This window comes from Rossellomorea sp. GCM10028870 (assembly GCF_042666755.1).
Taxonomy (GTDB): Bacteria; Bacillota; Bacilli; order Bacillales; family Bacillaceae_B; genus Rossellomorea.
Window position 1 is genome coordinate 100,313 of the sequence record NZ_JBHTGN010000001.1, and the last position, 26,184, is coordinate 126,496.

At 41.0% G+C, this 26,184-nt stretch carries 25 protein-coding genes and 3 pseudogenes; 25 read left to right on the plus strand and 3 right to left on the minus strand.

Annotated elements, in window-relative coordinates; genetic code table 11:
• Positions 1-80 precede the first annotated feature (80 nt).
• The 13 genes and pseudogenes from ACFQWC_RS00540 (at position 81) to ACFQWC_RS00600 (ending at position 10,502) form a co-directional block, all read left to right on the plus strand.
• Positions 81-563: a DUF2975 domain-containing protein gene (locus ACFQWC_RS00540; protein ID WP_341356719.1), complete on the plus strand. Its 483-nt coding sequence runs from the start codon at positions 81-83 to the stop codon at positions 561-563.
• 11 nt (positions 564-574) lie between these two features.
• Positions 575-790 carry a helix-turn-helix domain-containing protein gene (locus ACFQWC_RS00545; protein WP_341356718.1) on the plus strand — a complete coding sequence of 72 codons (216 nt, stop codon included), beginning with the start codon at positions 575-577 and terminating at the stop codon, positions 788-790.
• 43 nt (positions 791-833) lie between these two features.
• Positions 834-2,081: a DUF4153 domain-containing protein gene (locus ACFQWC_RS00550; protein ID WP_341356717.1), complete on the plus strand. Its 1,248-nt coding sequence runs from the start codon at positions 834-836 to the stop codon at positions 2,079-2,081.
• Positions 2,082-2,273: 192 nt separating this feature from the next.
• Positions 2,274-3,200, plus strand: a complete 927-nt coding sequence (locus tag ACFQWC_RS00555; RefSeq protein ID WP_377105602.1) for a GNAT family N-acetyltransferase — start codon at positions 2,274-2,276, stop codon at positions 3,198-3,200.
• A 5-nt stretch (positions 3,201-3,205) separates the two neighbouring features.
• Positions 3,206-3,730: a DinB family protein gene (locus ACFQWC_RS00560; RefSeq protein WP_377105604.1), complete on the plus strand. Its 525-nt coding sequence runs from the start codon at positions 3,206-3,208 to the stop codon at positions 3,728-3,730.
• Positions 3,731-3,748: 18 nt separating this feature from the next.
• Positions 3,749-3,991 (plus strand): annotated as a pseudogene (locus ACFQWC_RS00565) (alpha/beta hydrolase family protein); the annotation flags it as partial.
• 379 nt (positions 3,992-4,370) lie between these two features.
• Positions 4,371-5,213 (plus strand): alpha/beta fold hydrolase, encoded by an 843-nt coding sequence (locus tag ACFQWC_RS00570; RefSeq protein ID WP_377105606.1) that lies wholly within the window; start codon positions 4,371-4,373, stop codon positions 5,211-5,213.
• A 713-nt stretch (positions 5,214-5,926) separates the two neighbouring features.
• Positions 5,927-6,274, plus strand: coding sequence for a VOC family protein (locus ACFQWC_RS00575; RefSeq protein WP_299739667.1), 348 nt, complete (start codon positions 5,927-5,929; stop codon positions 6,272-6,274).
• 134 nt (positions 6,275-6,408) lie between these two features.
• Entirely contained in the window at positions 6,409-7,071 is a 663-nt protein-coding gene (locus ACFQWC_RS00580) for an AraC family transcriptional regulator (RefSeq protein WP_377105608.1), read from the plus strand.
• Positions 7,072-7,163: 92 nt separating this feature from the next.
• Positions 7,164-8,045 carry an AraC family transcriptional regulator gene (locus tag ACFQWC_RS00585; RefSeq protein ID WP_377105610.1) on the plus strand — a complete coding sequence of 294 codons (882 nt, stop codon included), beginning with the start codon at positions 7,164-7,166 and terminating at the stop codon, positions 8,043-8,045.
• A gap of 332 nt (positions 8,046-8,377) precedes the next feature.
• On the plus strand, positions 8,378-8,800 hold the full coding sequence (locus ACFQWC_RS00590; RefSeq protein ID WP_299739665.1) for an SRPBCC family protein: 423 nt from the start codon (positions 8,378-8,380) through the stop codon (positions 8,798-8,800).
• 156 nt (positions 8,801-8,956) lie between these two features.
• Positions 8,957-9,505 (plus strand): sigma-70 family RNA polymerase sigma factor, encoded by a 549-nt coding sequence (locus ACFQWC_RS00595; protein ID WP_299739012.1) that lies wholly within the window; start codon positions 8,957-8,959, stop codon positions 9,503-9,505.
• Positions 9,495-10,502 carry a hypothetical protein gene (locus ACFQWC_RS00600; RefSeq protein WP_377105613.1) on the plus strand — a complete coding sequence of 336 codons (1,008 nt, stop codon included), beginning with the start codon at positions 9,495-9,497 and terminating at the stop codon, positions 10,500-10,502. The genes ACFQWC_RS00595 and ACFQWC_RS00600 overlap by 11 nt, the downstream gene beginning before the upstream one ends.
• 107 nt (positions 10,503-10,609) lie before the next feature.
• Here ACFQWC_RS00600 and ACFQWC_RS00605 read toward each other — a convergent pair whose 3' ends face one another.
• A complete protein-coding gene (locus tag ACFQWC_RS00605) occupies positions 10,610-11,857 on the minus strand; it encodes a TolB family protein (protein ID WP_377105615.1) in 1,248 nt (415 codons plus the stop codon).
• A 190-nt stretch (positions 11,858-12,047) separates the two neighbouring features.
• Here ACFQWC_RS00605 and ACFQWC_RS00610 point away from each other — a divergent pair, with 190 nt between their 5' ends.
• From ACFQWC_RS00610 to ACFQWC_RS00655, 10 genes and pseudogenes are all read left to right on the plus strand, one after another.
• Positions 12,048-12,518 carry a DinB family protein gene (locus tag ACFQWC_RS00610; protein WP_299739008.1) on the plus strand — a complete coding sequence of 157 codons (471 nt, stop codon included), beginning with the start codon at positions 12,048-12,050 and terminating at the stop codon, positions 12,516-12,518.
• Between the two features lie 67 nt (positions 12,519-12,585).
• Entirely contained in the window at positions 12,586-13,023 is a 438-nt protein-coding gene (locus ACFQWC_RS00615) for a GNAT family N-acetyltransferase (protein ID WP_299739007.1), read from the plus strand.
• 527 nt (positions 13,024-13,550) lie between these two features.
• A complete protein-coding gene (locus ACFQWC_RS00620; protein ID WP_377105618.1) occupies positions 13,551-14,021 on the plus strand; it encodes an NUDIX hydrolase in 471 nt (156 codons plus the stop codon).
• A complete protein-coding gene (locus tag ACFQWC_RS00625; RefSeq protein ID WP_377105620.1) occupies positions 14,018-14,779 on the plus strand; it encodes a hypothetical protein in 762 nt (253 codons plus the stop codon). The genes ACFQWC_RS00620 and ACFQWC_RS00625 overlap by 4 nt, the downstream gene beginning before the upstream one ends.
• Before the next feature lie 14 nt (positions 14,780-14,793).
• A pseudogene (locus tag ACFQWC_RS00630) lies at positions 14,794-15,335 on the plus strand (GNAT family N-acetyltransferase).
• A 21-nt stretch (positions 15,336-15,356) separates the two neighbouring features.
• Positions 15,357-15,857 (plus strand): phosphoribosylanthranilate isomerase, encoded by a 501-nt coding sequence (locus tag ACFQWC_RS00635; protein WP_377105622.1) that lies wholly within the window; start codon positions 15,357-15,359, stop codon positions 15,855-15,857.
• Positions 15,858-15,883: 26 nt separating this feature from the next.
• Positions 15,884-16,552: an HAD family hydrolase gene (locus tag ACFQWC_RS00640; protein ID WP_299739004.1), complete on the plus strand. Its 669-nt coding sequence runs from the start codon at positions 15,884-15,886 to the stop codon at positions 16,550-16,552.
• Positions 16,553-16,814: 262 nt separating this feature from the next.
• A complete protein-coding gene (locus tag ACFQWC_RS00645; protein ID WP_377105624.1) occupies positions 16,815-19,298 on the plus strand; it encodes a phosphodiester glycosidase family protein in 2,484 nt (827 codons plus the stop codon).
• A complete protein-coding gene (locus ACFQWC_RS00650; protein ID WP_377105626.1) occupies positions 19,298-20,911 on the plus strand; it encodes a purple acid phosphatase family protein in 1,614 nt (537 codons plus the stop codon). Before ACFQWC_RS00645 ends, ACFQWC_RS00650 begins: the two co-directional genes overlap by 1 nt.
• 394 nt (positions 20,912-21,305) lie before the next feature.
• Complete coding sequence (locus ACFQWC_RS00655; protein WP_299739002.1) at positions 21,306-21,758, plus strand: GNAT family N-acetyltransferase; 453 nt, start codon at positions 21,306-21,308, stop codon at positions 21,756-21,758.
• Positions 21,759-21,809: 51 nt separating this feature from the next.
• On the opposite strand, the gene ACFQWC_RS00660 is transcribed toward ACFQWC_RS00655, so the two are convergent.
• Complete coding sequence (locus tag ACFQWC_RS00660) at positions 21,810-22,775, minus strand: quinone oxidoreductase family protein (RefSeq protein WP_377105628.1); 966 nt, start codon at positions 22,773-22,775, stop codon at positions 21,810-21,812.
• A gap of 379 nt (positions 22,776-23,154) precedes the next feature.
• Here ACFQWC_RS00660 and ACFQWC_RS00665 point away from each other — a divergent pair, with 379 nt between their 5' ends.
• Positions 23,155-24,360 carry an MFS transporter gene (locus tag ACFQWC_RS00665; protein ID WP_377105630.1) on the plus strand — a complete coding sequence of 402 codons (1,206 nt, stop codon included), beginning with the start codon at positions 23,155-23,157 and terminating at the stop codon, positions 24,358-24,360.
• A gap of 233 nt (positions 24,361-24,593) precedes the next feature.
• Here the strand turns inward: ACFQWC_RS00665 and ACFQWC_RS00670 are convergent.
• Positions 24,594-24,876, minus strand: a pseudogene (locus ACFQWC_RS00670) (YciI family protein); the annotation flags it as partial.
• Between the two features lie 232 nt (positions 24,877-25,108).
• Between ACFQWC_RS00670 and ACFQWC_RS00675 the strand changes: the two are divergent.
• The gene (locus ACFQWC_RS00675; RefSeq protein ID WP_377105632.1) at positions 25,109-26,143 is read left to right on the plus strand and encodes a DUF4362 domain-containing protein; all 1,035 of its coding nucleotides are present in this window, start codon (positions 25,109-25,111) and stop codon (positions 26,141-26,143) included.
• Positions 26,144-26,184 lie beyond the last annotated feature (41 nt).

Consider the following 26,184-nt stretch of genomic DNA (forward strand, 5'->3'; position numbering starts at 1 on the left):
TATTAATTAATAAAAATTTATTGTAAAACGATAAACTTTGTATTAAAATCAAAATCAACATAAATAAATGAGGTGCTTTTATGGGAAAAATTACAACGTTGTTTCTGAAAATAGCTGTTATTTTTTTAGGAGTTCCAGTTCTTGCTCTGTGCATCTTTTTGGTGCCTGAGATGGCGGACCTTTCAGCAACATTAGTTCCAGAGTTTGCAATTATAAAATATTTCGTTTTCATCGTTTTCTATGCATCAGCAATACCTTTTTACTTTGCTTTATATCAGGCTTTTAAACTCCTGCGCTACATTGACAAAAATAAAGCTTTCTCTGATCTATCTGTAAAAGCTTTAAAGAATATCAAATATTGTGCAATCACAATCAGTATTTTGCATGTACTAGTTTTGCCGCTCTTCTATATCTTTGCGGAAGTAGACGACGCCCCAGGAGTTATCTTTGTCGGATTGGTTGTTCCTTTTGCTTCGATGGTTATCGCAGTGTTTGCGGCGGTTCTCCAGAAACTTTTAAAAGAAGCAATTGATATAAAATCAGAAAATGATTTAACGGTCTGAGGTGAATAACAATGGCAATTGTAATCAATATTGATGTGATGTTAGCAAAAAGGAAAATGAGCGTAACAGAGCTTTCGGGTAGGGTTGGGATAACGATGGCTAACCTTTCTATATTGAAAAATGGAAAGGCGAAAGCGATTCGATTATCCACCTTAGAGGCAATTTGTAAGGCTTTAGAGTGTCAGCCTGGGGATATATTAGAATACAAAAGTGACGAAGATAGTTAAACATTGTGGAGAAAAAATAACAATTATTAGGGGAGGTATTACGATGGAATGTAACAATTCGATTATTGAAAACATAGCTAACCCTCATGAACTGGAGAGAATTTATAGAAAAGATCCAAAAGCTTTTAAACATTCCTTCTTACAGGCATGGGAACAAAATCCTGATTCTCAGGTCCTTGGCGTTTGGTATGAAAGATTGCATTTCAAGGAGGCAGCAAATACAGAAAAATCTTCCAAGATCCAAAAAGATTTCATATTCATGGGCATTTTAGCCATTATGGCAGGGATATTTACCAGGATCATTTTCCATTTTGTCGAACAGGAAGTGATCGCTCCAATTAACTTGGCCTTTGGTATCATTCCTTTTATTGCTACCTATTTTGTATACAAAAATACCCCGAAAAAAAGTGTTATTTTTTCCCTTGTAGGGTTGTTCCTGATTTCTGGGGTTTATCTTAATATGCTGCCTTTAAATGATAAAGACAGTATTATCCTTGCTTATTTACACATGCCCATATTCTTATGGATCGTGTCAGGGCTCGCATTTACAGGAAATGAGTATTCAAAAGGGAGTACTAGATTAGCCTATATCAAATTTAATCTGGAATATGGTATTCTCTACGCCAGCATGGCTGTGAGTGGAATGATACTGGCAGCATTAACCATGCAGTTATTCAGCTTTATCGGCTTGGATATAGAGGAATTTTATTTTAGTAATATCGTTTTATTTGGTGCTTCCTCTCTCGCTATTGTGGCTGCATACCTGGTATCAATGAACCTTAAACTTGCTAAGAATATTACACCCTATATAGCTAAAATTTTTAGCCCTCTTGTCCTGATCACATTGTTGGTCTATCTCATTGCGGTTATATGGCTCGGGAAAAATCCATTCTTGGACCGTAATTTCCTGATAGCCTTCAACGGAATACTCCTTGGTGTATTGGTCGTTACCATATTTTCCATTACCGAAAGCGACTCAGACGAGAAAAAAAACATTTCAGACTATATAAATTTTGCCCTGATTGTTCTTGCCCTTATCATTGACAGTGTGGCAGTGTCAGCCATCGTGTTCAGACTTTCTTCTTATGGGATTACGCCAAACAGACTTGCTGTTTTAGGTGTAAACATACTTATCTGGGCAAACCTAATTTGGATTATGTTCTCCTATATGCGTTTTCTACAAAACAAATCCGGACCTTCAACGATCCAAGATTCCGTTACCAAGTATTTACCGGTCTACGGACTTTGGGCAGCTTTCGTAATATTTACTTTTCCTTTACTTTTTAATTAGAAAATACGATAAGGCAGGTTAATTCAAGATAAAGAACATTGGGAGGAGCTTAAACCCCCAATGTTCTTTTTGTTATCTAGATAGGGAACTTTCATCTTTTTTCGACCATTTACTTGAGTAACTCATGTGAATTTGAAATAATTGGTATTAAGTTAAAGGTCAACGTAGAGCTGAAGAGAAAGGGCGAAATACATGAGTGAGCAAGGTCGATCTTTGAAACAACTTATTAATCTAGAAGACGGATTAAGATTAGTTTACCAAAAGCCCAAAGAATACATACGATACTATTCCATTTATCATGGACAAAAAAATGCAGATTCCTATTTTAGAAGGTCCTCTGAGACATTAATAGATATCGCATCCATTTTTGACTGCGGATATTTCATCATGGATGGAGAAACCATTATTGGCGGTGTATTTCTAAAACCTAATTTCATATCGGATATATTTGTAGTGCCACCCTATAAGGACTACGAAGGGTTGGCACATAAACTATTAAACTATGTCAAAAAGATATCGACTACTGAAAATAAAATCATTGTAAGAGAAGTGGTAGAAGAACAAGTGGCAGCGTATAAACAACTTGGATGTAAGATTCATGAAGTGAATGTATGGATGATTCGTCCGACGGAGCCAATGAAGGCCTTTCTACCTGAAGGATATAGATCAAGGGCTGTTTCACGTGGAGATGCGAATGATATCGCATGTTTACTCATGATAGCCTATAAAGCCAATCCGGCGTATAAGCAAATCGGAACGAATGCAGATTATCTTCTCCATGAAAACGAATTTATCAATCAACATAAACATAATAAAATCATGGATGAGTGTTCAAGAGTTGTGATCGATACTCACTCGAACAATATTGTGGGCGTCTGTCTGCACATGGAATTTGAAGACTATCCACTTATCATGAGTTTAGTCGTGGACCCTGATCACCAACAGAGGGGGCTTGGACGATATTTGTTAACCCATTCGATCCATTCTTCGAGTGCAGCGTACCCGGCTACCCGCTTATCTGTCATTAAGGATAATGCAGCGATTCAACTTTATGTAGATCTTGGGTTTCTTAGAAGTAAATCGATCATTGATATGCATTTAGCATGTACAAAGGAGTAGAAGCTATGATGAGGAAACCAGAAACAAACGAATATCCCCCGTATTATAAGGAATATGTAAACAATGTACCAGATGGAGAGCTGCTCCAGATTCTTGATGATCAACAAAACGAAACCAAGAAACTGTTAAAGGACTTAAGTGAGGAAACGGCAGAATATAAGTATGCTCCGGGAAAATGGACCATCAAGGAAGTCATCGGCCACATAACCGATACGGAGCGCATTATGTGCTACCGCCTTCTCAGTATCGGCAGGGGAGAACAGGAAATGCTTCCTGGATATAATGATGATGAGTATGTGAGAAGAGGAAATTTCAATCGCTTTTCATTATCGGACCTTTTACATCATCAAGCTCTTGTCCGCCAACACACCATTCTTCTTCTAAGCAGCATGGATGAAGAAGCGTTGCGCCGGCGTGGAAACGCAAACGGTTCCGAAGTGACAGCTCGTGCGATAGGGTACATCATTGCCGGGCATGAAATTCACCATCGAAGGTTGATTAAGGATCGATATCTGAGATCTGATCAATAATGGGAGTTCAATCGAGCGTCTCTATCCCCGCCCACCCTGATCCAACATGGAGAAAAGGATACAAGAGTTCCAGTTTCAAATGCTTATGAGCTCCATAAAGGACTACGGGATATGGGAGTGGATACAGAATTAGTTACATTTAAAGGAATGGGATACAGCTCTGAGAAACCTGGAGTACACCGGGCTATTGTGAAGCAGAATCTGATGTGGTTTTCACATTATATACTTGGGGAGAGTATGGATGATTTTAGGGGAATGTGATTAATAAAAGGATATACAAAAATCTTTTTTAAAAGCCTATAAATGAAGTTCCACCTATTCAATGGTGAAAATATTTAATAATAGTAAAGGGGCAATAGCTGAAGATCACCAAAATGATCTCCAGCTATTGCCCTATTTATTTTTTCATTGAAATGAAAAAATCGAAACTTTCACTCTATTGAAAACGTCTAATAGATAGTAAGTACTAGTTGGATGAGCAAGAATCATATTGAAGGAGAATTTGGTGAACGATCACATCCTATCCCCTTCTTCTCCGGGGAAAAGTCAATTTAGATCATGAACACTCAAATGAATAGCTCCTCTACGGCTTTTCTTATTTTCAGTTAACGGGCCGTGAAGAGTGAATGGGGGATAAAACATGTGGGAACAAAAGCTAATTAAAACAGATCGAGGGGATTTCGAAATATTTGAAGCCGGGAATGGTGAACCATTATGTGTGACTCATCTATATAGCGAGTTTAACGAGCGAGGCTACCATTTCGCTGACCGGTTTTTGGAAGATTTTAAAGTGTACCTGGTCAACTTGAAAGAATCGGGGAATTCCACTGAGATTCAAGATGAAGATGAGTTAAGTATGAGTGAAACCAGCAAGGATTTAGAAGCAATCCGATCTGCTTTAGGGTATGATAGCTGGAATTTTGCAGGACATTCCACAGGTGGGATGTTAGGGCTGGTTTATGCTGCTGATTATCCAGCTTCTTTAAAGCGGTTGATTGTAGGTGGTGCCTCAGCTACAAATGAGTATATGGACGATCAGGAAAGCATTTATTGTGATAGGAATCCTCTTAACAACCGATTGAAAGAGGTATTTTCCATCCTGAATTCCGATGATGCAACAAGAGAAGAACGGAAGCACGCACGCAGGGAATGGACGAAAATGTCATTGAATGACCCAAGCAGATATGATGAATACTTCTCTAAGCCAAGCAGTGGGAAATTGGTTCCAAAACGGTTAGAGTATTATGCTTATAACGAACTGCCAACGTATGATATCAGGGAGGACATTTCGAACATAAAAACCCCGACAATCGTTTTTTGTGGGAAACACGACTCTCAATGCCCGTTTGTGTATTCAGAGGAAATTTTCAATCTTGTTCCCAACTCAACATTTTATATCTTTGAAAATAGTAACCATTCACCCCATCTAGAAGAACAAGAAAAATTCAGCGGGATGGTGAAAGACTCTTTTCACTTGGTCTGAATTGATAGAAGTGAATAAATCAAAAGAGGCTGGGACAAAAGTGTTTTAGTCTAAGCAAGACCCGAACCAATCCGCTACTTAGAGGCAGATTGGTTCGGGTTTATTATTTAACCTTGGTCCTTTTGATTTTAGCAGTCTCCAGCGGTTGATTGGAGTGCAAGACGAAGACTCCTGCGGGAAAAGTAGCTTATGTGAGACCCGTCCAGCTCCGGGGCTTAGAGGCACATGTCATAAGGCGAAGCGGCCAAAGGCAAAGAACGCCTTCGTGGCCGCTTCGCCTTATGCCACCCGCCTCTGAACAAAGCCCCTCCGCTTTTCTTCCCGCAGGCTTGCCGAGGAGGCTCACGGGCTACCCGCGGAAAGCGTAGTCTTGCACGGAAATCATTAGCGGTATTAAGAACCTACACTTCTATTAATCGTCTTCATTTCGTGATTTTTTAGTTTTGTCCCAGCCTCTTTTACCTTATGGCTTGAGAACAAACTTCCAATAAGCAAAACAGATAAACGTACAAATCCACGAAACAAACCCAAAGGCGGTGACAATGGTCGTTTCACCCCAACCATATTTTAAGCCGTTGTGATAATGAATCGGAGTCATTCTGAAGATTCGTTTCCCCTATCGGGTGGCTGAAGAAGGATATTGTTTTTATTTCTTGAAATTCTAATATAGTGGAGAAATTAATGAAATTAGAGAAGGGAGCGAGTTTATTATGTTGATAAAAGGTTTCGGGGGAATATTTTGGAGGACTAAAAACCTGGATACTATTAAAAGATGGTACAGTGAAGTGTTGAAGATTGAAATGGAAGATTGGAATGGGACTATTATTAAACCCCAATCAGGAAATGAAACCATTTTTTCTTTCTTTACTGAAGATGACCCTTACTTCCCAACAGAACAGCAAGTGATGTTGAATTTCCAAGTTTATAATATAAACGAAACGATTGAGCATCTGGAACAAGTCGGTGTACCTCTTGTAAAGGAAAAAGAGGTAAGTGAATTTGGTACGTTTATTTGGATTAAAGATCCTGAAGGTAGACTGATTGAGCTATGGGAGAAATAATGGGTTGTCATTATTCTTATTATGTTTAATAAACGGTCCATTCTTAAAAAGAGAGGAGTTTTTTGAGGATGTCTTGAAGTATACGGGATAGAGAAATGCTGCAGAATCAAGTCACCAGAGCAGGAGGTGTCAATGTGGATCCAACAGGAACCGTACATATATTAAATGGAACAGAAATGTATAAGAATTTCAAAGAGACACAGTTTCTTGAAGCCGAAAGGATGATTCCCTTTAACGAAGCAATGTGTTATGGGGACACCTGCGATGATTTATTTTCCGATCAATTTACAGAAATACGTGCGAAGGTTCATCATGTAACGCCAGTTCAATATGCTGAAATCACCCTAAAGCCATTGCAGCCTCTCTTTTGTGAGGATTATGATCATATAGCCCTATGGTTTGGTGAGGATATGTTTTGTAAAATGAATCTTCTCACCATACTCGCCTGGTTAGATCAAACTGAGTATGAAGGTTCAATTGATCTCCATCTTGTCGGAGATGATTTTCAACCTATAAGGTATTACAGCCTAAAAGCAAAAGGATATGATCAACTCTACAAACAAGTATTGATTCATAAAGCTATGCCTAAGGAAGTTCATCCAATCCCTTTATACAAAGGAATTGAACTGTATTTGAATTACCTTAAGAAAGATAGTGATCTTATGCTGTATATTCAACAGCACCAAGACGTCCCGATAAAAGAACTGGTGTCTCTTCTAATCGAAAATTTCAAAGACCATGGCTTAGGAGATACACAATACTTTGAAATGATACAATCTTATCGTCAAAAGTCATGACATCCTATAGGGGCGTCGACTAAATTGTGCACAGATTGTCGGATGGATTATCGCATTCTTTACTAACATTGTTGGTGAAAGGAGGTTATTTGATGGATTCTTTAAGAAGGATGAATGAGGCATTGGCTTACATTGAAGAGCACCTGACGGAGGAAATTGATTATAGCGAAATATCAAAAATGGCTTACTGTTCAGAGTATCATTTTAAACGGATGTTTTCTTTTTTATCAGGCATATCCTTATCAGAATATATTCGGAGAAGAAGACTGACGCTTGCTGCCCTTGATTTGAAAGATAGTGACTTGAGAATAATCGATATTGCGGTCAAATACGGATATCGTTCAGCGGATTCATTCACCCGTGCTTTTCATTCGTTGCATGGCTTTCTCCCTTCTGAAGCAAGAAGAGAGCATACACCGTTAAAAGCTTATCCTAAAATGACCTTCCAACTCACAATAAGAGGAGGATGCGAAATGAATTATCGTATTGTTGAAAAAGCACCATTTAAGGTAGTGGGCTTTAAGAAAAGGGTTCCAATAATCTTTAACGGGGTTAATCCAGATGTTGCCGAAATGTATGGGCGATTAACACTTGAGGTAATTAAACAACTAAAAGCACTTTCAAACATAGAACCAACAGGTATTATTAGTGCTTCAACTAATTTTTCTGAAGGAAGAATGGAAGAAAAGGGAGAGTTAGATCATTACATCGGGGTGGCAACTTCAAGTGATGAAACAGGAGAATTTGATGCATTAAAAATAAAAGCCAGTACCTGGGCCGTATTCGAATCGATTGGACCATTTCCGGAAACACTTCAGAATGTGTGGGGCAGGATATACTCAGAGTGGTTTCCGGCTTCAGGCTATGAAGCAGTTGAAGGTCCTGAAATGGTATGGAATGAGAGTAAGGACACAGGGAATCCGAAGTATAGAAGTGAAATATGGATTCCAGTAAAGAAAAAGAACGTTGGATAAATTTGTCACTATACTTAAGGGCACTCTTTTGTGAGTGTCTTTTTGCACATCTAAATGAGCATTAAAGTATCGTTTCATATAAATGGCTAGTTGTACCAACTTTATCAACTTGTGATTATGGATTAGATTTGTCCGATGCAAAGTTAAATCAGTTAGTTTGATTCGTTCAACCTCTGAAATTATTGAAACCATTTGAGGCGTTGGTTACCGCTTTAAGGAAATAAGTTTTTGAAAACAGAATGGCCAAGTAAATGGACAATAAATGGACAATAAATAGTAGACAGTATATAAATGAAATAACCCAAAAATACATGAAAGTGAGTGGAAGATGTATGAATAATCTCTCTCAAATGAGAATTCAAAAGCAGGCACATGAAATTTTTGAGGCATTTGTTGATCCTGAAAAAATAGGTAACTTTTGGTTTTCTTCAAGTTCTGAAAGGTGGGAGGAAGGAAGGGTTGTTACTTTAAGATATGAAGAATATGACGCACAAGGGGATATAGACATAAAAGAAATTCAAGAACATAAAAAGATTGTCTTCGAGTGGGCAGGTAGCCATAAAGTAACCATAACATTTGAGCAAGAAGAAAAAGGCAGCACAATTGTCGTAGTCAAAGAAGAAGGATTTGATGAGAACCACGAAAATCTTATCAACCAATTATTAGACAATAAAGAGGGTTGGGTATACATGCTGACATGCTTGAAGGGATACATGGAGTATGGTGTCAATCTTAGAGCGGCGCTGGTTAAGTGAGACTAGAGTAAGTGAAAAATAATATCATATTTTGAAATAAGGTGCTTAAAGCTTGATCTAAGTACCTTATTTTTTCATCATATAATTTTACAAAAATATGAAACCTGTAACTAACTGATTCGTCTTAGCATTAAAGGGGAATGAGGTGATGGAAGTGTGAGAAAGGTGAAGAACGAAGACCATTCAGAAGACAGGGATTCCTGGCTGGAAGGAATCATGGATGAGTACGGAGAACGCCTTACGAAATTGGCTTACAACTATGTGAAAGATTGGAGTATGGCCGAAGACATCGTTCAGGATGTATTTGTCACATGCTTCAAGCATTATGAAAAAATAGATGAGATTAAATCTTTTAAAGCGTGGATTTATCGGCTGATTATTAATCGATCGAAAGATGTCCTGAAGAGTTCATCGTTTAAGAGAGTGGTGATGAATTCAAGCCTGTTTTCTCTTTTCACTTCCAAGGAACCGTTACCTGAAATGAGTGTCCTGAAGCGAAATGAGGAAGAGATTCTTTCAAGGTGTGTCCTTGCCCTGCCCGTAAAGTATCGGGAAGTCATTACACTGTATTATTATGAAGATTGTTCGATAGATGAAATTAAAGGGTTGTTAGGCTTGAACCGGAATACGATCAAAATAAGATTGACCAGAGGCAGGGCTAAGCTGAGAAAAATGATGGAAAGGTGGGACCATGATGGAAAATGAGCTTAATGAGTTGAAGAAAGCGATGGATTCTACGACTCATAAAGGCCGGCACTTTACGGAATGTCAAAAAAGTAAAATCCGTCATGCCGTTCATAATCAGGTGGGGACAAAGAGCCCTAAACCATTCATTATTTTTATCATGACGACTGTTACCATTTGTTTAATAGGTTTCTTCGTTTCAACAGAGTTGTTGGTTAAGCAGAATGGAGCGATGAATGGTAGTCCGAACACATGGCAAGTAAAACACGATTATACAGAAGATAATAGGCTCGTTTTCAGCATATTTCCTGATCCCGAACTGCATGAAGGTAAGCCTTATGGATATATTTTCAGTTTCAAAGAACCTTTTGACACATTCAAAGGGAAAGAACTTTCCATTTCGGCGGTTCATAAGGAAACGGGGCAACGAATCGAAGTGGTGTCTCCTCAAATAATAACGGAGCCCTCAAATGGGTACTCAAGCTTACAGCGCTTCGCGGCGAGTTTTCGGGTTCCGGACAGCGGATTATGGAGGTATGAAGTCTACCTTAACGGCAAGACTTACGGTGATGTCGTGGTGAGTGTAGGTAAAAAGGAAGAAGGAAGTCCCATCATTTTACCCGAGGGTATTCCTGACTATGTTCAAAAAAGTGATTTTGACAAAATCAATTGGGATCGGAAGGCAACCGAATTTGGGCGGAATTTGATAGGGAATGAAAACAGATCCGGCATCATTGGTGCGGACATGCCAAGCCTGACCGGACAAAAATGGATGTGGCATCTGTGGGACACGGAGGCTTCAGAACTAACAGTGGTTGGTTATCACAGGGAGTCGGGAACCGTCCAGCCTGTATTGAATAACGGTGAGACCTGGAGCATTCCCCTAGGTGGAGAGAACAACGGTGCGGATGTTCATGCTCCGTCGTCAGTTACCATTCCTGAACGTGGCGAGTGGGCGTTCGTGCTTTATGCGGGTGGGGAGTTGTTTGATGTGGTTGTGTTAGAGATTGAAAAGTGACTTGTTAGTAGTAGAGGTCATTTTTTTAGAAGCCGGGGTTATGCCCGGCTTATTGTATGATCCGTTTGTCGAAAAATCTTGGCCTTTTGACTGGAAGGCTACAAGATTTACCCCTTCATTTTATAAAAAACAATTTCCTCAATATTCCGCAACCATTGCTTAGCATCAGTACCATCCTTGTTCCCCATCCACAGATCCCTTGTCGTATCTGTTAAAGATGTCCCTCTTAACCAAACGAGTTTTGAAATGGACGCGATGAACTGAGGAGCATAGTCTCCATATCCTTTAGGAGGACTCGTAATTTTCATTTGGTGATTCGAATCGATATTCAGAGTATAAAGGGCAGGAAGCGGGTGCTTACTGAAGTCATTGGTCCACTCCTGTTCTTTGATTCTCGAAACGACCAGTGATTTGTCAGTCATCCAGTCAAAATCCAGATCAGCGAAATGGGCAGGGGTGTAAGTTCCTGAAACAGGCATTTCTTTTACCTTTAAATCTTTGTTTTTGAACCCGAGAACAATTCTTCCACCGCCAGCGATATAGGCAATCGTATCAGTGGAGGGTGACCACTTGGGCTCGCCTACTTGCAAAATCATCTCGTCTAATACTTCGAAGTTATTTCCTTCCTTATCGATGATGCAAACCATATTGCTATCCATGGACCAGGCGGCGGTTGGAGACACCACAAATGAAATCCACTTGCCGCTCGGTGAGTAGGACAGCTGCTCGGCATAAACCGCGATCAGTTTGTTTAGATCACTTGTCCCGATTTCCCTTGGGAGTGTAAAGAATGGCTCCACCCCACCAAAAAGAACAATGTCTTCATAGTTATCGCCGACTTTTTTTATGAATAAAGAGGCGCTTGACCATCCATCCGGGCTGAGGGTTCCTGATGAAGAAAGAAGGAATCCACTACCGTCCGGAAACCACGTGAAGTCACTGACCCCGGTTGCAATGTTGTAGAAACGCTTGAGGTCTGAAATATCTAAAATTCCTCTATTATTATAAGCAACATGGTTTTTATGGGGAGCCCATTCTGGAGAATGACCGTTATAAGAAATTTTCTTCTTTTTCCCCGTTTTAAGATTGTAAGTCCACAGTTCTGACTGCATTTCCCCTTGATCGAATTCAGAAGTGGTTTCTACTTGATAGGCAAGCCAGGTTCCGTCGGTTGACCATTTGGGTTGAGAGTGGACGTTTTCGGAATTCGTTATTTGTGTTTCTTGGCTATCTATCAAGGTCCACAAATTCCCCTCCCTTATAAAAGCAGCTTTAACTTGATTCTCTAGGGATGCGGAGGGTGTTGATGGAAAAATAAGAGCAAGAATGATGGTAAAGACGATAGCTTTTTTCATTGTGAATTCTCCTTTTTGCATATGCCCTTACTATTTTCCCGGATGGCTTACATTATGTGAAAAAGAGTGTGGAAAGGAAAGATGTGGTCTGGCCAGATTCTTTGTCCCCACCCTATTAAAAGAAGGAGTTCTTCACTTTATGCTGAAGTACTATCAATATGAAACTTCAATTCCAAGGAGGAAAACACTTATGAAACGAACTGACTTGCTCTTAAGAATGCTCGATACTACATACGACCAGGAAAGTTGGTATGCCCCATTCAAACCTTCAATAGAAGGAATCACAGCAGCACAGGCGAGATGGAGACCGGATGGAGAGGCGACCAAAACCATATGGGAGAATGTAAATCATCTTACTTATTACAAAGAAAGACTAACAGCACAATTAGAAGGCCGAGAATGGAATCAAACCCTCGATGGAAATGAAACCTTCTACCTTACGGAACAACTAAATGACGACAAGGCCTGGAGAGCAGTCGTTGAACGTGCTGATGCCGCTCACCGTCTTTTAAGAGAAGCACTTGGTAGAACTACGACTGAAGAACTTGAACATAATGCTCTGGAAGAAAAGCTCTTAGACATCATGCTTCATGAGGCATACCATACGGGTCAAATTATTCAAATGAGGAAAATGCAAGGTTCCTGGCCGTCACATCGTTGATTGAAAGAACAAGATATAAAAGTAATCGCTGGACGGTTTCATCCACAATATCGAAAGGGTGGTTTATATGAATCTGGCATTAAAGGAGATCAATGCTGACAATTGGGAGGAATGTGTAACCTTATCTGTTTCGGAACATCAGAAGGAATTTGTCGCAGATAACGCTTATTCATTGCTGCAATCAACATTTATGGAAGAACAATATCCATTGGCTATTTATCATCAACATAGCATGGTAGGGTTCATCATGTATGGGATCGACCCTGACACAAACCGTATGGAGATGAGCCGGTTAATGATCGATCAGAATTATCAAGGGAGAGGCTATGGGAAAAAGGCAACGCAACTACTTTTAAAAGAACTGACACATACATATGGAAATATAGAATTATTCACAAGTGCGGAACCGGAGAATGTGAGTGCTATAAAGTTATATAAAAGTCTGGGATTTGAGAAGACGGGTGAAATGATGTGGGGGGAAGTTGTGTTGAAGACGCAACTTTAGTATACAAGTGATTTCGTACTCTATAAAAAGCGATTAAAAGGGTTGATACGTCAATGAAAAAGTATAGCCTTCTTTTATTTGACTTGGATGACACGCTACTTGAAAATTCTTCCTGGTTTGACGAAGGACTGGTTCAGTCTCTTACAGAGCATTCACTGACAAATAGGCTTCTTTTTTTATAACTATATATATATCGAGTTGTTGTCAGTAAACTGGAATAATTGGAATTGTCAGTAATAAAGCTAAGTCATATAAGCATGCTCCAAATAGCCGTAACTATAAATAAAATTCGACAAGGATGTTACATTATTTCGAATCAGGATTGATTATTGGAATTTCGGATTAATTAATCTGTAATAGGATTAATAATCTCAAATCAGGATAAATAGTGTCTCCTAATGGATTAAAAAGTGTATACGGCTATGATCAACCATGTTATTTCAAGTGAAGAGTAGTCTATTCTTGTCATAGGATATGAAAAAGTGGTGGGAGCGTGTAAAACTTGAACAAATAAGGGAGGGGAAATGATGAACTATGTCCAAGATCTGCGAAAACTGGTTGGCACCAGCCCCTTAATCCTACCCGGATCTGTCGTCATTATCTTAAACGACCATCATGAACTGCTTCTGCAGCACCGGACGGACGGTGGTTGGGGACTGCCGGGAGGTTTGATGGAATTGGGTGAAAGTCTAGAGGAGACAGCAAAGCGAGAAGTGATGGAAGAAACCGGTCTTGAGATAGGGGAACTGACTCTGGTAAATGTGTTCTCCGGGCCTGACTATTATTTTAAAGTATCGAATGGGGATGAATTGTATTCCGTCACAGCCGTTTATGCCACAAAGGACATAAGAGGAAAATTGGAGGTCGATAAAACAGAATCTGTTGATATCAAATTTTTCAAACTCAATAATCTGCCAGATGGTTTAACGGACGAATATAAAAGCTATATCAAGCCATACATAGATCAATTAAAGAAAGAATCCGAGGTGCAAGAATGAACGCTTCAGAAAGTATTTTAAAGACGTGGGAGAAATTCAATGATTTTCCCATGGAGACATTAACAAAGGTTTGGTTTTATAACGGGGGAAGCGAGAAGAAACAGCGGGATGTTTCTCTAATGAAGGATCATCGGGAACAATTCGGGATGTCCGGGAATTGTTTCGATCTTGCACTCTGGTTACTTGATGAGTTTAGACGGGATGGGGTCGAGGCTTATCCCGTTGGTCATAACCTGAATTCGGAAGATGCTCATGCGGCTGTCATCGCACTGAATGAAAAGGGTGAACGCTTCCTTTGTGATTTAGGTGACCAATGGTTGAATCCGATATTAATAGATACGGATAGCATAGATTATTCCAACGAAAAGGTAAGTGGTTTCTTCCCTGCAGCAAGGGTGCAGGTTCAAGATCACCCATCAGGTACAGAAATTCTTTATCATCGACCTAATGGAAAAGTATCGAGGCAAGTTTTTCAGACAGAGCCAATTGAGATGGATACTTTTATAATGGCTGCTGAGCATTCTCAACATATGATAAAGAACCATCCATTATTGGAATGCAGAATCCCGTACAAATCTGAAATTGCTCATTGGGAGTTTTATAACTGGGAGAGCTTTTTAAGTACGACAGAAGGGCTGATGAAGAATCCGAAGCTTGAAACGGTGGAAGAATGGGCTGAAAGAATCCATGGGAAAACGAAATACAACAAAGCGGTTCTAATTGAAGTATTAAATCATTACAAAAGCACTCAACTATGAAAAGGAAAACTACCATGAAACCGACTCAATGGCCAAACGTAATATTAAGAGAATTGACGCTGGATGATGCAGAAGACCGATACCAGTGGTGTCTGGATAGAGAAGTAACGAAGCACTTGAACATGCCGGAGAAATACCCTCCCTTCAGTCAGGAAGAAACTCGAACCTGGATCGAAATGTGCATCAAGAGGACGAATGGATATGAACAAAAAGCCATCATGACGGAAGAAGGCAAACACATCGGCTGGATCGATTTAAAAAACATCGATCGATTAAACAAACATGCAGAATTAGGTGTAGCTATAGGGGATAAACGCTACTGGGGGAGAGGGTACGGTTTAAGTGCGATGCATGAAATGCTCCAATGGGGATTCGAGGAATTAGAGCTGAACAAGATTTGGTTAAGAGTAGAGATTGATAATGAAAAAGCGATCAAGTCTTATAGAAAAAGGGATACGTGGAAGAAGGCATATTAAGGCAGGACCGGCTGAGGAACGGTGAATTTGTAGACCGGTTGAGGATGAGTATTCTGAGGGATGAGTTTTTTGAAAAGTAGGAAGTGTGGAGGAACAAACAAATGGATCATCGCAAATTTAATGAGTTTATAAGAATTGCCCAAAGCCTAAATGATCGTGGAATTATTCCATTGTTAATGGGTTCGGTTGGTTTAGAAGTGGTAACGGGAAAGAGTTGGGATGCAGAGGACCTGGATATACATGTACCTGGTGATGAAGGAGGGTGGGAAGTGCCGCCTGAAACATCTATACATAACTGGAATGAAATTGTGAAGATCATGAAGTCAATGGACTATACCCTAATCGATTTGCATGAACATGAGTTCTCAAAAGACGGATTATCCGTTGAGTTTGGAATTATCGACACTTTACCGGACTTCGCAGGGGTACGATTGGAGAATCTGGAAATGCATCGAAAGGGAGAGGTGAAATATTATCTTCTGAATCCCGAGCAGTATTTACGTGTTTACGAGGCGTCATCTAAGGACAGCTATCGGGCAGATCAAAATAATCATAAAGATATTGGGAAGATAGAGTATTTGAAGAATGTAAGAAATAACTGATCCTGCTTAATAAGAAAGGAGTTTATATGAACAAATATAAAATCATTCTATTCGATTTAGATGGAACACTTTCCGACCCAAAAGAAGGAATTACTAAATCGGTTCAATATGCATTGGAGAATATGGACGTAGAGGTTCCTGATGTTCATGAGCTCGAATGTTTCATTGGGCCACCATTACAAGTGTCATTTGCTGAACATTACGATTTTAATGAGCTGAAAATACAAAGAGCAATTGATTTTTACAGAGAGCGGTTCAAGGAGAAGGGAATGTTTGAAAACAAACTCTATCCAAATATTCCATCACTATTGAAAACGTTAAAAGAAAAAGGGTTTACGTTGGTGGTTGCAACATCAAAGCCTACTGTTTTTGCTGAACAAATCCTTAAGTATTTTACTATTGACCAGTTTTTTGATCTGATTGCAGGGAGCAACCTCGATGGAACAAGAACGTCAAAAGCTGAAATCATTCAATACATTCTAGATGTTTATCATGAATATGAAGCAGGCAGCTTTATTATGATAGGAGACCGGAAGCACGATATCATTGGGGCACACTATACCGGAATTGACTCTATTGGGGTGACGTATGGATATGGTTCATTTGAAGAAATCAGTCAGTCTGACCCTACTTTTATAGTCGAAAATGTCGACGAAATAAAAGATGTCTTAGAGGGATGTCGGGTGAAGCTGTAGATCAGGTAGCTGATCTACAGCTTTTTTCTGTAATGATGCTCATTATTTTAAATTTAGGGAGTCATACAGCTATCTTTAAAAAACAATTACTGCCTTAGAATGGGAAATAGTTGAAGATAATAGGTCCTATTGCCTCTTTTTGTTTCATTCTTCTAAATTAATGAAAAATATACAATCCTTTAATATTTTTCCAGTATGATAAACATGTCATTTATCGATGGATTTTATCGAAATGTGGAATACGATTATAGGAGGCTTGAAGATGAGGAAATCCTTAAAGAGGGTATTACCTGTTGTACTGTCAATTGCAGTCGCGGGCACCATGTTTTCACCAAATTTTGCAGAAGCACTGGGTGATTTTGATTTGGATTCTCCAGTGGTACAAACACCGATTAATGAATACCGGGCGGATCTTGCCCCAGGTGTCATGGAGAAGCATTACAGCTTCGAAGGTACCGATGGAAAGAAGATTGAGAGTTTTGTAGTGGATGTGGATGTTCAGAACCCCGGCGTGTCGATTGAAGCGGGAACACCGAATGACGGGGAGGAGTTTGGACTACAACCTGTCAGGCAGCAGGCCAGTGCCGCAGATGGAGAAAATCATAAAGTGGTGGCTGCTGTGAACGCCGATTTTTATAATATGGCGACAGGAGAACCGACAGGGATTGTGTTCAAAGATGGAATCGGGATCAAAGATCAACTTCGTCAAGGGTGGGGTTTCTTTGGAATGAAAAAGTCAGGGGAAGCAGTGATCGGAAGTACTGCCGAGTATGATGGAGTCAAGGATGAATTGCAAGAAGCCCTTGGTGGAAATGCGATTCTCGTAAAAAACAGTCAAATCTATCAAACTCCTCAAACAGGAGCGGATAAAGAGCCTCGTACGGCTGTCGGAATCAAAGCGGATGGTGATGTATTCTTTGCTGTGATCGACGGCAGACAGGAGCCTTATTCCAGTGGGATCTCCATGCCTGATTTAGCACAAATGATGATCGACTTAGGGGCAGTGACGGCTCTCAACCTGGATGGTGGTGGATCCTCTACGTATACAACCCGTACACTTGGAGGGGATGATCTCGAGGTCGATAATATGCCTTCCGATCGTGGCGAGAGAAGTGTGGCCAATTCATGGCTTGTTGTGTCAAAAGAGCCTTCGGACCATGCCTTTCACTCTGCGTATGTCTACCCTTATGATCAATCCTTCACACCGGGGTCTACCATAGACTTCAGTGCAAAAGGCAGAGATAAGTCCATGGCTTCAGCACCTCTTCCAGACTCTGGACTGACATGGGAATTATCCGATTCGTCATTTGGTACCATCGATGAAAACGGAGTGTTTCGCTCTAATGGTAAGACAGGTCAATTTTATGTGCTGTTGAACCATCAAGGAGAAGAGGTTGGCAAAAGCATCATTGAGATTGCTGCACCTGACAAGATTGCCTTCTCTTCACCGGAACTGACTGTTGCCAGAAACAGTGAGATTCCATTGGGACTTATCGCAACGTTTGAAAAGCGGGTAGTCGATTGGAAGCTCGATGACGTAGAGTTTGAAATTCCTGAAGGACTGGGCACGATTGATGACGAAGGTGTCCTTCATACAAATGACCAAAGTGTCAACGGCATAATCAAGGCAAAGCTGAAAAATACGGATCTGACAGCTCAGTTGAAAATTTCTGTCGGAACGCTTCCAAAAGTGTTATTTGATTTCGAAGACGATTTAGGTACGTGGAAGACAGCTACAGCCAATCGGGGAGAAAAGGGGACTCTAAGTCTATCAAACTACCCGGATCCGGTTCGATTTGGGGATCAGTCTTTAAAGCTTGATTTTGATTTCACCAATGCACAGACTGGAACGACCCTTGGAGTATACGCCGGACCGGGAGTGAATACGGAGATTGAAGGGGATCCACAAAGCCTCGGAATGTGGGTATATGGAACACCTGAGGCACAAGGGTACTGGCTCCGGATGTTGATTGTGGATGGGAACAATAAGAATCAATCGATTAATCTAACCGGAGAGAAGCCTGGGATCGACTGGATCGGCTGGAAATACATCGAAGCCGACATTCCATCATCCTTTACTGGCCCATTTAAAGTATCCGGTACACAGACCTTCAGAATGATGTCGACGAAATCGGGCATCACAGGCCCTATGACAAAAGGGTCCCTCTATATTGATAATATCCGTGCGGTTTACGGCGAAAAAGTAGATGACTTATATCCGCCTGTCATTGAATCCATTAATGCAGACGAAAAAGAATATACAAACAGCGCAGTGAATTTGAAGGCAGATGTTCATGAGTATGAAGAGGATCCGTACAAAACAGGAATTGATTGGGAAAAGATTAAATTGTTTGTGGATGGTGAGGAGTATTCCAAGCGTGCGGGACATTTCTCTTATGATATGGACGGTTCTGTTTCCCTAAGCGGATTACAGTGGGCAGATGGTACACATCAATTTACCTTGATGGTGCCTGATAAATTCGGGAACCAGGCAGTGAAAACAGGCTATTTTACAGTGAACACTGGATCTGCCAAGATCGAAATCATTCAAAATCAGGAAAAGGCATATTTAGGGGATCAATTTGAACTGGCTGTTAACGCAACAAATCCAGCTGAAATCTCTGAATCTACTATGAAACTCCAAGTGGATAAAAGTTTTCGGTTGAAGACGTTACATTTGCAGCCGGCTTTACTGGAAGTACATCAAGCTACGACATTGAAACGGGAATCCTTACTATACATCTAGTGAATAATGGTGAAAAGGGTACAACAGCAGAGGCAGCCAAAATTCAATTAAGGATTCCAGAATCCACAGATGAAGGCAGCAAACTGAATGTAGAGATGATCAAGGGAGAAGTAACCTATGCTCCTCCTGCAGAAGAGACATTCATCTCCACCTATTCTATGAAACCTTTAAGTGTGGAAGTAGAGGCAGCGTTAAAAATCGAAGCAGATCCCATTTTAATTGGGGAGCCTGCAGCGCTTAAGGTGATGGATCAAGAGGGTCAGCCTGTCAGTGGTGCGGAGGTTTTCGCCTCCATAGATGGAAACGAGGAACCTATTACACTTGGGAAAACAGAAGGTGACGGTTCACTCGTTGTCGATTCTATTACGGATGACATTAAGAAAATTACCCTATATTCGGTAAAAGACGGGAGATATTCATTCAAGGTTGACACACAAACGTATCCAGCTTTAGTGGAAAAGGACGAAATGAAGAATGTCATTTCTTCAACCACGGATGATCCTTATAAGTCTAAAACGTTTACCTGGATGTCCAGTCCACTAGGTAAAGAAGAAACGCCTATCATTCAATATGCAAGAAAGAAGGATTATGACAAGAAAGGCGATAAGGGCCTTTTAACCGCTAAGGGGTCATGGAGCAATGAGGTTTTCACTGGAGAGTTGGATGTAACCAAGAATGGCATCGCTCGAGTCAATCAGGTTACAGTGGAGAAGCTCAAGCAGGACACGACGTATGTATACCGAGTTGGAAATGGTGAGAATTGGAGTGATATGCAGGAATTCACTACGTTAAAACGAGACAATCAATTCGAATTTGCGGTATTGGGTGACACGCAATCACCATCTGACTTGAGCCTGTTTGATCAGATCCTTTCAAATATAAATGAACAGGACCCTGCATTTATGATTCATGTCGGTGACCTTGTCGATGAATCTTCTAAATTCAAACAATGGGATGATGTTTTAGGAGTAATGAGTCAGTATGACAAGATTCGCACGACCAATCTTGTTGCGGCTCTGGGGAACCATGAATACATGGGAGACAATGACGCCGGTATAGCAAAAGCGATCCTTGGCTCACCTGAAAATGGTCCGGATGCAGACATAGGCGGCACGTATTCCGTTGATTATCACAACATGCACATTAGTGTGCTAGGCTTTACAAGTGATAGTAAGGTGCTTGATCAACAATTGGAATGGCTGAAACAAGATATGGAGAGCTCGGATAAACCTTGGAAAATTCTTGTGACTCATAAGCCTCCGTACTATACGAATCCGTTTGGCGGCAATGAAATCATGAAGGAAAAGCTGCCTCCGGTCGCAGATGAACTTGGAATCGACATCGTCTTCTCCGGACACGATCATGCCTACGGCAGAACGAAAAAACTGAAAGAAGGCAAAGAAGATGAAAATGGAACGGTTTATGTAGTCGCCGGCACCACTGGTAAAAAGCACTATGATGCAGTGGCAGATGAGAAATTCGAGTACGTCAACATGGAAAACATCGCCGTGTATATGAGTGCGAAGGTGGATAAGGATACGATCACGTTCATCACTAAGACCTCCGATGGTGATGTGATTGATGAATTTTCGGTTGTGAATGAGGAGTACTAATTGTTAGAAAGCACGAGACGAGGCGTCAAGCATCTTAAAACAGGGTGCTTGACGTCTTTGTGTTACATAATCATTTCTTGTACATGGAAGAATGGATTGCGGGTACCATTAAAGAGCATGTACATATAAAAGTCCAAAAAAATAGCTTACCAATCACACTGGTAAGCCGCTACAAATAAGGAATTTTTCGATTTACATCAGGGGTCCTGCCTTAAACCACTATCTTCAAGATGAACAATATATACTTAGTATACAATTGAATTCAGGTGAGTAAAGAGGATATGCCCAGATGAATATTTTTTCTCTAACTATGTAGAAACGCCATTACCTCCCCGCCAAGAATACGTTATGCTTAGGTTGGAATTGATCACGAAACATTCAGTGGAGGCAGTAAATGATTATCAGAAAACGGAAGACAAATGAAGAATTTCCAATGGAATTGCTCCTCTTGGCAGATCCTTCAGAGGAGATTGTGAAGGAATACGTTTCAAGGGGCGAATGCTTTGTAGCGGAGCTTGAACAGAAGGTTGTCGGCACATACGTATTACTTCCCACAAGACCCGAAACGATTGAACTAGTCAATGTAGCGGTTTTAGAAGACCTGCATGGAAAAGGTATCGGGAAACAGCTGGTAAGGGATGCTGTAAAGATTGCCAGGGAGAAAGGCTACAAGACCATCGAAGTTGGGACTGGGAACTCAGGCGTTGGCCAGTTGGCCCTTTATCAAAAGTGTGGATTCAGAATTGTCGGGGTGGATTTGGACTTTTTTGTCAGGCACTATCCTGAACCAATTTTTGAGAATGGGATCCAGTGCAGGGATATGGTTCGGTTGTCGCAGGATTTATAAGGTATAAGAGACCCGGTTCCGTTTTAGGGACCGGGTCTCTTTAGTATTTGATTAAGGAATGAATAAGATTTTACCAGTACTTTTTCTACTCTCTAAATATTCATGAGCTTTTGCACCCTCGCTTAAAGGAAAGACCGTTGGTTCAGAAACCTTCAACTTTCCTTCCTGAATCCAACCGAATAACTCGTGTGAGCGGGTCACCCGTTCTTCGTGAGATGTCAACACATTCCACAGATCTCCGCCAGTCAGGGTTTTCGAGGTGTCCATCAGCATACGGGGATCAACGGAAACCGGATCGCCTCCCGCCATACCGAAGAATACGACCGTCCCTCCGATCTGTGTGACCTCGAAACTGTCCATCAATGTGGAACCCACTGATTCATAGACAACGTTTACGCCTTTACCATCAGTCACAGCCTTCACCAGTTGCTTCCAGTCGTCGCTATATAAAAACATGTTGTCGGCTCCAATAGACAGGGCCGCTTCTCTCTTTTCTTCTGAAGAAGTCAACCCGATGACGGTTCCGCCTAAGATCTTTACGATTTGTACAAGGAGCTGTCCGACCCCACCTGCAGCTGCATGGATCAAAACAGTATCCCCATTTTTTATCTTATAGCTGTCTTTCGTTAAATAATGAGCAGTAAGACCCTGCAACAAAAGGGATGCAGCCGTTTCATACGATATATCATTTGGCAGCGGGATGGCTTTTTCTTTTGGGACTGCCACAAGTTCAGCGTTGGCATACGGTACATCGGCAAAAGCGATTCGGTCTCCAGCTTCTATTCCCGTGACGTTGCTTCCTACTTGTTTGACGATCCCTGCTCCTTCATACCCACATATGTACGGAGGGTTTCCAGCCAAGTGATAGTTGCCTTTTCTTCTATATACATCGGCGAAATTCAGGCCGATTGCCTTCATTTCAACTAAAACGTCATCCGGTCCGATTTCGGGCGCATCGATTTCCTGGTAATGCAGGACCTCCGGTCCACCGAACTTTTCAAACACAAGTGCTTTCATCATCTACTCTCCTCTATAACATCATTCCTTTTTTAGTGTACCCACTTCCCAGCCGTTTGACTAGGAAAGAGCTTACCGTTCATAGGTACTTCCAGGTGCCTATGCCACTTCAAAGTGCGTTCTTCCCAAAAAGTTAGCTATCCCTCATAATTCAGTTTAGCTTTTCAAACAGTACCTGCCGGATTCAGCGGAAGGGGTTTGAAAGGCGTATAGGCACTTGGAAGTCCCTAGGTTACAAAAAAGTACCTACATGACTTTAAAGTGCGTACTTCCATAAGTTATTTGTACTCATTATCATAATGTGTACAGAGAAATGAAAGGCGCCTTCGTTTCTTATTTTATTTTAAATCATACAACCAATTAAGGAGGAAGTTACGTTATGAGTTCAACTTCAGCTACTATAGATCAATCAAAAACGAAAGGCGGCACACCGGCGTTACTTGCCCTGGCCATAAGTGCCTTTGGAATTGGAACGACAGAATTTGTGCCCGTAGGATTATTATCATCGATTGCCGATGATTTATCGATATCGATTACACTCGCAGGATTGTTGATTTCAGGTTATGCCATAGGAGTGGCCATCGGAGCACCGGTGTTGACGGCATTGACCGGTAAGATGAGCAGAAAATCTCTGCTTATGTCCTTGATGCTCGTATTTATTGTAGGAAACTCGGTTGCGGCGATGTCCACAAGCTTTGGACTATTGTTAGTTGCCCGTTTTATCACAGCATTTTCACACGGAATATTCTTCTCAATCGGATCGACGATTGCGGCCGATTTAGTGCCTGCCCATAAGCGGGCAAGTGCCATTGCCTTTATGTTCACAGGATTGACAGTTGCAACAGTTACTGGAGTACCACTTGGAACCTTCATCGGACAGGCATTCGGATGGAGAGCCACATTCTGGGGAGTTGCTCTTCTCGGTATTGTAGGAATCATTGCCAGTTCCATCCTTGTACCGAAAGATTTGAAAGAAGCACCGCCTGCTAAGTTCAGCGAACAATTAAAAATTCTTGCGAATGGCCGATTACTATTAGCCTTTGCCATCACCGCACTGGGGTATGGAGGTACGTTTGTCGCGTTCACGTATTTAACACCACTATTGCAAGACGTAACGGGGTTCAGTGCGAAGTGGGTCAGTATTATCCTGCTTGTATACGGAATTGCCGTCGCCATCGGAAATGTCGTTGGAGGGAAAGCATCCGACAAGAGTCCATTAAAAGCGTTATTCTGGATGTTTGTTCTGCAAGCCATCATTCTAGTAGCTCTTACCTTTGCAGCACAATTTAAAGTGGCAGGTCTAATTGCAATCTTCCTAATGGGATTATTCGCTTTCATGAACGTGCCAGGGCTGCAGGTCCTTGTTGTGAACCTGGCTGAAAAATATGTTCCTTCAGCGGTAAATGTGGCATCTGCACTGAATATTGCCGCATTTAACGTCGGGATTGCCATCGGTTCCTTTGTCGGAGGAATGATTGTGGATGGAATCGGTTTGATCCATACACCTTGGATCGGTGCCATCATGGTGGCAGGAGCTGTACTGTTAACAGCGTGGCTACGAGGCATCGAACGAAAGTCAGCCTAAAGGGGACGATAGAATGGTTGAAATATGGAAAGAGCATGTAGAACAAAGGAAGAAGCATTCTTCCTTGCACTGTTTGACAGTCAGCGTGCGGCTGATCTAAAGATAATAAGAGGTTACTAGCGACGAAACAAGCTCGGAGTATAAGGACCTGAGCTTGTTTTTTTATCGGTAAAATTTAAAAGATTGTTTTCCGGAATTCTTTTATGATTTTTTCTTCGTTGGATTAAACAATGTCACGAATGTTTACTAGTTTGCCCCGGCGCCTCAAATACTTGACGTAATTCAATCTGACCTTCCCCATGTCCTTGTGGATCCGGCATCCGCATCGCCCACTCGATGGCTTCTTTCCTCGACTTCACATCAATTAGAAAAAAACCTGCAACTAATTCGGCCGTTTCAGGGAATGGACCTGCCGTAAGCACCGGTTTTCCCCCCTGGTTCCGGGTACGAGAGGCGAATCCCATTTGAACTTGGATGAAGTCCTTTTGCCGCTACCCGCACACCTGCCTTAACAATCATCATAAACAGCATAAAACATTCCTCCTTCTATTTAAAAACCTCATTATTAATACAACGAACAGGTATCATCAAACTCTCTCCTCTTCCTATTCTTTAAATTTAAAGGATATTCCTTCCATTACCCCGAACTATTTCATAGATATAACTTGTAATTTATACTCTATTAAATGCTATAGCATGTTGGATAAAAAATTTGATTCTTCATTGATTATAAACAGGAGGGATGATGATGGTAACTCAAAAATGGGTGTGGATACTTTCCGTTATTCTCTTTATTCTGACCGGATGCGGGGAATCAGATCAGGCTGCACAGCCTGCTGATGGAGAGGGTTCTGAACTGAATGCTGATGTGATAGATATGCACGGTGGAATCACAGGGCTGGATAACATGGAGAATTATTTTCAGCAGGTAGAAAAGGATGAAAATGGAGATTTAAGAGTCATCCACTATACGATAGAAGGGGATCCCATTATAACGGATTTATCTTACGATGGGCACTATATAGAGGTAAAAAACGACTTTACGAGAGATCAATATGGAAATGGCGGTGTGGATACCTTTCAATGCCGAAAAATGAATAAAGAAGAAAATCCAACCAACCTGACGTATTATCTGACGGGTTGTAAAGGAACCCACGGGGATATGAGTGAGGTCCTTACGGTTTCTTACAATGTAAAACGGCAGGACGTATTTGAAGCAGAATTATCCTATGGTGAAAATGGTCAAAAACAAAAAACCATACAACTAAATGAAAAGGATAAGCAAGAAGTGTACAAGCAGCTGGTGTTGGCGAATTATTTGAATTCAAAGCCCTCGAGTGATGCATGTACTAAAGAGAAACAAACGGATACCTATTCCATGTATGTGAAAATAAATGGAGCAGACCGCACGTTCAACTGGAAATCCTGTGAATCTAGTGAAAAAACGAACAAGTTTACAGATATCGCTGAGTACATCATTCATTCATTTGAAAACCCTACCCAAACCAGTGAAAATGTCATTTATGGTTACGTCATGGAAGTTGAAGAGAATCAGATATTGATTGGAGAGGACTTGACTGCCACCGACTACGAGTCGTTGAAGAATGTAAAACGGGAAGAATTAGCGAATTTTGTTATGACCTTTTTATATGTAGAGACTGAAAATGCCCAAGGTTTTTCTGAGGGAGATAAAATTGTTGTTGAAGTTGACGAAATGTTAGAAGAAGGCTCACTTGGAAGGGTGAGCGCTAGTGATATTAAAAAGATAAGTGAGTGGGAATAGTGTCATATGATTGACGGGCAGAAGATTGGTAGGGATCGTCC